The sequence below is a fragment of the Methylotuvimicrobium buryatense 5G genome, assembly GCF_000341735.1.
GTDB classification, from domain to species: domain Bacteria; phylum Pseudomonadota; class Gammaproteobacteria; order Methylococcales; family Methylomonadaceae; genus Methylotuvimicrobium; species Methylotuvimicrobium buryatense.
Window position 1 is genome coordinate 3168031 of record NZ_KB455575.1, and the last position, 1618, is coordinate 3169648.

The 1618-nt window shown below is 49.3% G+C and carries 1 protein-coding gene and 1 pseudogene; both read right to left on the reverse strand.

What is annotated here, in order from left to right; all coding sequences use genetic code 11:
• Positions 1-566: pseudogene (locus METBU_RS24240) on the reverse strand (hypothetical protein); the annotation flags it as partial.
• Between the two features lie 85 nt (positions 567-651).
• Positions 652-903 carry a hypothetical protein gene (locus METBU_RS0114250; RefSeq protein WP_017841278.1) on the reverse strand — a complete coding sequence of 84 codons (252 nt, stop codon included), beginning with the start codon at positions 901-903 and terminating at the stop codon, positions 652-654.
• Between the last annotated feature and the right edge of the window lie 715 nt (positions 904-1618).

Below are 1618 nucleotides of genomic sequence, written 5' to 3' on the forward strand. Positions count from 1 at the left end.
CCGGGCTCGGCAAGGGTTTGATGACCGCAGGGACAGGTCGCCGAGAAGTAGTCATGTCGGCTATGTTCGATTTGTAATTTCGGCGATTCGGCGTTGCCGACTTCAAGCTCCAGTTCGAACCGGGCGTTCCAGGGTCGATAGTCGGTGTTGTCGGCAAACGATTGCCCACACGCGGCGCAGCCATCCGGGCGATGCTCAATCGTCCGTGTCACCGGTAAGGTCAGGTTGCGGCTATAGCCTGGGTTACCGACTTGGCGCCCGGCTTTTTTAGGCTTTTCGCTATGACCGGTCGCCGCCGGAGGTGTTGCCGAGTCCTGGCTAGGTAAGTCATCTGACGAAGACTCAGACGAATCCAGTGCCGACAAGTCGTCCGTTGCCGGCGCTTCTTCCGACGGTTCGGCGCTGGATTGATTCGATTGCCAAGGCTCCCGGGATGACGGCGGACGCGAACTCGTATCCGGGGATTGTTTGAGTCGTTCTCGGGCTTCTTTGAGATCCACCAACAGTTGCTTACTCAATGGACGCAACTCACCCTCCGGCAAATCATCCAGATAGTCCGTGTCCATTTGGCTAAGGTCTCGGTCGCTCAACGTCATGTCCTATAGCTTTTCATGTTTTAACGGGAGATGCTACTTTTTTAGTGATGGGGGGCTAAACGATTACGTCATCTTTATCGTTTGGGTTGAGCAGTGCCGCAAACTCCGCTCTATGTTTATTAAGTGATTTTTCATCTCGCGAAATCAGTGCATCGTGAACTGAAAGAGCATTATTTCTGATTTTTTCGCGCCACGCTCTACGATCCTGTGTAATGTTTTCAATGCTTATTTTTCTCTGTGCAGTCCAAAAGGCAACAGCAGCAGCAACAATCGCCGCAATAACCGTTGAAGTAAGTAATGCTCCCATCGTCTCCTTCTCCCGCTAACAAGTTATAAAGCTGTTAACAGTATATCTACCACGAAACTTAGGTTGCAACAATAAATCTGTGAACTGCAAGGATTTTCCCCTTCCGTATATCATCCAAACTGAGCCAATAGATGTAATTGGAGGTTGTCATGTTGACCCTTACCGTATCCTTAAGCTAGGCGTTCGAGTCGCAGCGTAGCTTACGCAACATTCCGGACCAGCAACGCCGTGATTTTCATAAGTAGCTTAGGTTTTAACTGGATTTTTGACCCAAGCCAAATCATTGGCGGCAATGACCCAGTTTGCAGTCAGTGATCAAAGATATTTTTTTGGCCGGTTTTGGCCGTTGGATGCGGTCGCTAACGACTGCTTTTTAGCCCGCCCGTTCCAAATATCTGTATTTTGCCGACTGGCGGCTTTGGAGAAGCGCGAGTGTCAAAAATGGGTCGGAACAAGACAATCACCTGATAACCCTATTCAATCAAATTAAACTGACTCTTCCGTACTTGCCGTGGTAATAGCGTATCGAGACCAAATAAGAAAAGAAGACGTTCTTTAAGTAATTGATATTAAATGTGATTCAAGCGCGCCAAGATTTTTCGCGAAAGCTGAAATGGGGTCCGTCCGATTTCAGCAGCGAAAAATTACTTGGCGATTATTGCCTTCGGCGGCCCCGATTCGCCCTGCGTCCGTGCCACTACGCCACATCATCGTA